A 7054-nucleotide genomic window follows, 5' to 3' on the forward strand; every position below is an offset into this window, starting at 1 on the left:
CGCCTTCACCGAGGAGACTAGTCGAAAACCCGTTCGACAAACAAGCCGGGCAGATGCGGGAAATTCGGGCAGGCCGGGCCGTTGGCCCGGTGGCGCATCAGCACCTTGTGGAGCAGTTGCACTGCCGCAAGCGGCCCCGGTGATGACAGGTCACGGATGTGTCATATACGCGGTCTACCGCGAGTGCCGGAGGCCGGCCGGCCGACGGACAGGAGAGAAAGACAATGCATTCGAAGGCGATGATCGCTCTGGCTGCGACGGGCCTTGCCCTTTGCCTGGCCCCTCTCGCTGTCCAGGCGGCCGAGGGCAAGCTGGTTCTTTACACCAGCCAGCCCAATACCGACGCCCAGCAGACCATCGATGCCTTCAAGGCGAAATACCCCAAGGTCGAGATCAGCTTCGTGCGCGACGGCACACCGCGCATCATGGCCAAGCTCAGGGCCGAGATCGAGGCCGGCGCGCCTCAGGCCGATGTTCTTCTGATCGCCGATTCGGTGACGATGGAAGGGCTGAAGCAGGAGAACCGGCTGCTCGCGCATGAAGCCGCCGCGACATCGGCCTATCCCGCCGGCATTCACGACCCGCAGAAGCTGTGGTTCGCGACCAAGCTGATCACCACCGGCATCGTCTACAACACCAAGGCGGGACTGAAGCCGACCAGCTGGCTCGACCTCGGCAAGCCGGAGGTCAAGAACCTGCTGGCCATGCCGAGCCCCCTGAACTCCGGCGCAGCTTTGATCCACACCATGACGCTCGCGGGCAACCTGCCCGGTGGCTGGGGCTACTATGAGACCCTCAGGAACAACGGTGCGCTGGCAGCAGGTGGCAATGGCGACATCCTGAGGCAAGTCGCGACCGGCGAGAAGCTCTACGGCATGATCGTCGACTTCATGCCGATCCGCGAGAAGGCCAAGGGCGCGCCGGTCGAGTTCGTGTTCCCGAGCGAGGGCGTCTCCGCCGTCAGCGAACCGGTCGCGATCCTCAAGAGCACCAGGAATCCGGAGGCCGCCAAGGCGTTCGTCGATTTCCTGATCTCCAGGGATGGCCAGGAACTTGCCCTGAAGCAGGGCTATGTCGCGGCACACCCCGACGTTGCGCTGCCCGCGGGCTATCCCGAGCGCGCCGCCATCAAGCTGATGCCGTTCGATGCGGCCAAGGCGCTGGCCGACGAGACCGCAGCGCGCAAGCGCTTCAGCGCGATCTTCGAGTAAGCCCAAGCCAGGCCGGACGCAGCATGACCCTCGTCGCCCGCTCCGACCGGCCGCATATCGGGCAACCTCGGCTCCTGCCGGGGTTGCACCTGCCTTCAGGGCTCGGGCTGCCCGTGCTGGTGGCGCTTTGCGTCCTGGTCTTCGGYGGCCTTCCCTTCCTGCGCCTCCTGCTCGCCGCTTTCGCGCCCGGCGGCCGGTTCATGCCGGATGCAGCCCTCGCCGAAATCGGCAGCCGGGCCGCCCTCACCGCGACCTTGCACAGCATCKAGACCGCCGGTCTCTCTGCGCTCGGCGCCTTCGCGATTGGCGGCGCCGTCGCGATCCTGCTCGCAGTGACCGATCTACGCGGCAAGCGTCCGCTGGCCTTCGCCTTCGTCTTCTCGATGATGATCGCGCCGCAGGTGGCGGCGCTCGCCTTCCTCAGCCTGACCGCCCCCCACTCTCCCATTCTTGGCGCGCTCGGCCTGACACCGGCGCCGGGAACCCCCAATCCCCTGCTGGGCCGCGGCGGGATCATCCTGGTCATGGCGCTGCATCATGCGCCGCTGGTCGCGATCACGCTCTGGAGCGGGCTGCGCAGCATCCCGCATTCCCTGGTCGAGGCGGCGCAGCTCGAAGGTGCGGCGCCACCGACGATCATCACCCGCATCCTGCTGCCGGTGCTGCGCCCGCAGATCGTCGCAGCCGGGTTGATCGCCTTCGTCGCCGGCATCGGCAATTTCGGCATTCCTGCACTGCTCGGACTGCCGATGAACTATCTCACCCTGCCAACCCTGATCTACCGGCGGCTTTCGAGCTTTGGACCGGCGGGGCTGCCGGATGCCGCGGCGCTGTCGTTGCTCGTCGCGCTGGTCGCCGGCCTCGGCATTCTCGCAAGCATCCTTGCGACGCGCCGCGGCGGCAAGGTCGAAATCGAGCGCCCCTTGCAGCCCTTCTGGCCCCTCGGCAGCGCCCGCCCCTTCGTCACGGCCGGCCTCTGGCTCCTGATCGCCCTCAAGCTCGGCCTGCCCTTCCTTGCCTTGCTCAGCGAGGCACTGACGCCAGCGCTCGGCGTCGCGCTCTCCTGGCAGAGCCTGACCTTCGACAAGTTCACCGAGGTGCTGCTGCGCCAGGACGTGACAGCGCGCGCCTTCCGCAATTCCTTCCTGTTCGCCGGCACCGCAGCGGTGATCCTTGCGCTGGCCTCGATCGCCTTCGCCTATGCGCTGGAGCGGCGAATGGGCAAGGCGAGGCGTGTCGTCGAACTCGTCATCGAGCTGCCCTACGCCTTGCCCGGCGTGGTGCTCGCCATCGCCTGCATCCTGATGTTCCTGAAGCCGCTGCCGCTGATCGGCGTCAGCATCTATGCGACACCATTCATCATCCTCTTCGCCTATCTGGCGCGCTTCCTGCCGCTGGCGCTGAAGGCCCCGATCGCGGCAATGGCGCAGATCGAGGCGCATCACGAAGAGGCGGCGAAACTCGATGGTGTCACGCTCTGGCAGATGCTGCGTTTCATCGTGGCGCCRATCCTCGCCCCGGCTGCGACGGTCAGTGCGCTGATGGTGTTCCTCGTGGCCTTCAACGAGCTCACCGTCTCGGCCCTGCTCTGGTCCTCGGGAACCGAGACGCTGGGCGTCGTTCTGTTCAGCCTGAAGGAAGCCGGGCTCGCCGGCGAGGCGGCAGCGGTCGCGATCAGCGCCTCGGCGGTGATCCTTTGCGTGATGCTGCTGCTCGACCTTTGCGCCAAGCGCCTGCCGGAGAATGTCCTGCCCTGGCGGATCTGAGCATCACTCCGCCGCCTGCGTCTCGATCCTGGGCTCGCCCATCATCAGCGAGCGCGCCGCCTTCGCCTCGCGAACAATGAAATCGACGATGGCGCGCACGCGGGCGACATCCTTGAGATCGGCATGGACCAGCAACCAGAACGAGCGCGTGATCGACACCTTATGCGGCAGGACGGGCACCAGGCGCGGCTCTGTCGCCGCCATGAAATGATGGATGACGCCGATACCGGCGCCGGCAACCACCGCATTCATCTGGGCCAGCACATTCGAGCTCTGCACCTGCGCCCGTAGGCCTTTGGCKACCTCGTCGAGATAGTCGAGCTCCGGCGTGAAGATCAGGTCGTCGATATAGCCGACGATCCGATGTTCGAAGAGGTCGTCGGGCTTCGCGACCACCGGCATGCTGTCGAGATACTCGCGCGTCGCATAGAGGCCGAGCCGGTAATCGCAGAGCTTGCGCGCGACGACCTTGCCCTCCTTGGGCGGCGCCAGCGTGATCGCGACATCGGCCTCCCGCTTGGACAGCGACAGCAGCCTCGGCATGGCGATGAGCTGCAGCTCGAGCCCGGGATAGGCCTTGGCGAGGCCGGCCAGGCGCGGCGCCAGGAAACAGGTCCCGAAACCGTCCGGCGCGCCGATCCGCACAGTGCCGGCCAGCGCCATGTCGGCGCCGCCGATATCGCTCTGGATCGCGAGCGCCTCGGTTTCCATGCTCTCGGCCTTGGCCAGCAATCGCTCGCCATGGGCTGTGAGGGTGTAGCCCTGCGGCCGGCGCTCGAAGAGCTTGGCCTTGAGCGATTCCTCCAGAGAGGTGACACGACGTGAGACCGTGGCATGATCGGCGCCCAAACGCCGGGCCGCAGCCGTCAGCCGGCCGGAGCGGGCAACAGCGAGAAAGAAGCGCAGATCATCCCAGTCGAACCTCTCCAAGACGCTCTCCCTGATATTTGCTTTTGCGCACGGCGACCGCTTGATAGTTGCTATAGCCGTGCACAAACGAGAATGGTAGGGGTGAGGCCAATCAAGACACCACACCATTCGTAGGGAGGGCGCGATGCGTCAGGTCGGTCATTTCATTGGTGGCAAGCACGTCGCCGGAACCTCGGGCCGCACGGCCGACATCTACCAGCCGATGGACGGAACCGTGATCGGCAAGGTCGCGCTCGCCTCTCCCGCCGAGATGCGCGCCGCTGTCGAAAACGCACTGGCGGCGCAGCCGAAATGGGCGGCGGTCAACCCGCAGCGCCGCGCCCGAGTGCTGATGAAGTTCCTCGACCTCATCGCGCAGAACAATGACGAGCTGGCCGAGCTGCTCGCCCGCGAGCACGGCAAGACCATCGCCGACGCCAAAGGCGACATTCAGCGCGGCGTCGAGGTCGTCGAGTTCTCGCTCGGCATCCCGAACCTGATGAAGGGTGAATTCACCGACGGCGCCGGCCCGGGCATCGACATCTATTCGATGCGCCAGCCGCTCGGCGTCTGCGCCGGCATCACGCCCTTCAATTTCCCCGCAATGATCCCGCTCTGGAAGCTCGGCCCCGCCATCGCCTGCGGCAATGCCTTCATCCTGAAGCCGTCCGAGCGCGATCCCGGCGTGCCGATGCGTCTGGCCGAGCTGTTCATCGAAGCCGGCGGTCCTCCCGGCATCCTCAATGTCGTCAATGGCGACAAGGAAGCGGTCGACGCCATCCTCGACGATCACGACATCAAGGCCGTCGGCTTCGTCGGCTCGACCCCGATCGCTGAGTACATCTATGCCCGTGGCTGCGCCAACGGGAAGCGCGTGCAGTGCTTCGGCGGCGCCAAGAACCACATGATCATCATGCCGGATGCCGACATGGACCAGGCCGTCGACGCGCTGATCGGCGCCGGCTACGGCTCGGCCGGCGAGCGCTGCATGGCGATCTCGGTGGCGGTTCCGGTCGGCAAGGCCACCGCCGATGAACTGGTGAAGCGCCTCATCCCTCGCGTCGAGAGCCTGAAGATCGGCCCCTCCACCGACTCTTCCGCCGATTACGGCCCGGTCGTCACCAGGCAGGCGCTCGACAAGATCAAGGGCTATGTCGAGACCGGCATCAACGAGGGCGCCAAGCTCGTCGTCGATGGACGCGGCTTCAAGATGCAGGGCTACGAGAACGGCTTCTACATGGGTGGCTGCCTGTTCGACCATGTGACGCCCGACATGCGCATCTACAAGGAAGAGATCTTCGGCCCCGTGCTCTCGGTCGTGCGCGCCAAGGACTATGAGGAAGGCCTCAAGCTCGCCAACGACCACGAATACGGCAACGGCGTCGCTATCTACACCCGCGACGGCGATGCGGCGCGCGACTTCGCTTCCCGCGTCCAGGTCGGCATGGTCGGCGTCAACGTGCCGATCCCGGTGCCGCTGGCCTATTACACCTTCGGTGGCTGGAAGCGTTCGTCCTTCGGCGATCTCAACCAGCACGGCCCGGACTCGATCCGCTTCTACACCAAGACCAAGACGGTGACCTCGCGTTGGCCGTCCGGCGTCAAGGATGGAGCAAGCTTCGTCATCCCGACGATGGGCTGAGACCCCGGACGACAAGGATCGCGACATGTTCTCCCTCACCGAAGACCAGATCGCGATCCGCGACATGGCGCAGGGTTTCGCTTCAGAGACCCTCGCCCCTCATGCCCTGCGCTGGGATGAGGAGAAGCACTTCCCGGTCGAGGAGATGCGCCAGGCCGCCGCGCTCGGCATGGGCGGCATCTATATTGGCGAGGATGTCGGCGGCTCCGGACTGTCACGGCTCGACGCGACGCTGATCTTCGAAGCGCTGGCGACCGGCTGCCCGACGATCGCAGCCTATATCTCGATCCACAACATGTGCGCCTGGATGATCGACCGCTACGGCTCGGAGGATCAACGCCATGCCTGGCTGCCAAAGCTCTGTTCGATGGAGCATCTGGCGAGTTACTGCCTGACGGAGCCCGGTGCAGGATCGGACGCCGCCGCGCTGAAGACCAGGGCGGTCCGCGACGGCGATGATTACGTGCTCGACGGCCAGAAGCAGTTCATCTCCGGCGCCGGCGTCTCCGACATCTATGTCGTGATGGTGCGCACCGGCGAGGCCGGCCCCTCAGGCATCTCGACGCTCGTCGTCGAGAACGGCACGCCCGGCCTGTCCTTCGGGGCCAACGAGAAGAAGATGGGCTGGAATGCGCAGCCGACGCGCGCCGTGATCTTCGAGAATTGCCGCGTCCCCGTGGCGAACCGCCTCGGGTCCGAGGGTATCGGCTTCAAGATCGCGATGGCAGGGCTCGATGGCGGCCGGCTCAATATCGGAGCCTGCTCGCTCGGTGGAGCACAAGACGCGCTCGACAAGGCGCTGGCCTACGCCCAGGAGCGCAAGGCCTTTGGCGCACGCATCGCCGATTTCCAGGCACTGCGGTTCAAGCTTGCCGACATGGCGACCGAACTCGAGGCGGCGCGGACGTTCCTGTGGCGGGCAGCCTCGGCACTCGACCAGAAGGCACCCGACGCGACCAAGCTCTGCGCCATGGCCAAGCGGGTTGCCACCGATACCGGCTTCGCGGTCGCGAACGAGGCGCTGCAGATTCATGGCGGCTACGGCTATCTCGCCGATTACGGCATCGAGAAGATCGTGCGGGACCTGCGCGTGCATCAGATCCTGGAAGGCACGAACGAGGTCATGCGCATGATCGTGGCGCGCTCGCTGGTAGGGCGGGCAAAGGGGAACTAGCCTCAGAGCCGGGATATCCCTGCCCCATGGAAAAGTTTCTCAAACGACGAGGTTAGACCATGACCAGCATCGCCTTCATCGGGCTCGGCAATATGGGCGGCCCGATGGCCGCCAATCTCGTCAAGGCCGGACATCAGGTCAGCGCCTTCGACCTGGTGCAGGCCTCGCAGGACGCTGCGGCCGAACTCGGCGTGCATATCGCGGGCTCGGCCAGGGAGGCGGTCGCCAATGCCGAGGTCGTCGTCACCATGCTGCCGGCGGGCAAGCATGTGCTCGCGGTCTGGGCCGACATCCTGCCCGTGGTGAAGGCTGGCACGCTGATCATCGATTCCTCGACGATCGATGTCGAAAG

At 65.8% G+C, this 7054-nt stretch carries 6 protein-coding genes; 5 read left to right on the plus strand and 1 reads right to left on the minus strand.

The annotated features are described in order from the left end of the window. Positions 1 to 224 precede the first annotated feature (224 nt). Together AC1DJT_RS32280 and AC1DJT_RS32285 are read left to right on the plus strand one after the other, a co-directional pair. Positions 225 to 1211: an ABC transporter substrate-binding protein gene (locus AC1DJT_RS32280; protein ID WP_476767880.1), complete on the plus strand. Its 987-nt coding sequence runs from the start codon at positions 225 to 227 to the stop codon at positions 1209 to 1211. A 23-nt stretch (positions 1212 to 1234) separates the two neighbouring features. Further along, entirely contained in the window at positions 1235 to 2977 is a 1743-nt protein-coding gene (locus tag AC1DJT_RS32285) for an ABC transporter permease (RefSeq protein WP_476835672.1), read from the plus strand. Positions 2978 to 2980: 3 nt separating this feature from the next. Here AC1DJT_RS32285 and AC1DJT_RS32290 read toward each other — a convergent pair whose 3' ends face one another. Further along, positions 2981 to 3907, minus strand: a complete 927-nt coding sequence (locus AC1DJT_RS32290) for a LysR family transcriptional regulator (RefSeq protein ID WP_441490118.1) — start codon at positions 3905 to 3907, stop codon at positions 2981 to 2983. Positions 3908 to 4031: 124 nt separating this feature from the next. On the opposite strand from AC1DJT_RS32290, the gene AC1DJT_RS32295 reads away from it, so the two are divergent. From AC1DJT_RS32295 to AC1DJT_RS32305, 3 genes are all read left to right on the plus strand, one after another. Beyond that, a complete protein-coding gene (locus tag AC1DJT_RS32295) occupies positions 4032 to 5528 on the plus strand; it encodes a CoA-acylating methylmalonate-semialdehyde dehydrogenase (RefSeq protein WP_441479655.1) in 1497 nt (498 codons plus the stop codon). A gap of 25 nt (positions 5529 to 5553) precedes the next feature. After that, positions 5554 to 6702, plus strand: a complete 1149-nt coding sequence (locus AC1DJT_RS32300; RefSeq protein WP_441506040.1) for an isobutyryl-CoA dehydrogenase — start codon at positions 5554 to 5556, stop codon at positions 6700 to 6702. 59 nt (positions 6703 to 6761) lie between these two features. Further along, the coding region (locus AC1DJT_RS32305; protein ID WP_476835673.1) for an NAD(P)-binding domain-containing protein at positions 6762 to 7054 on the plus strand (293 nt) is incomplete at its 3' end.

Source organism: Allobosea sp. 05T422_2 (genome assembly GCF_056396265.1).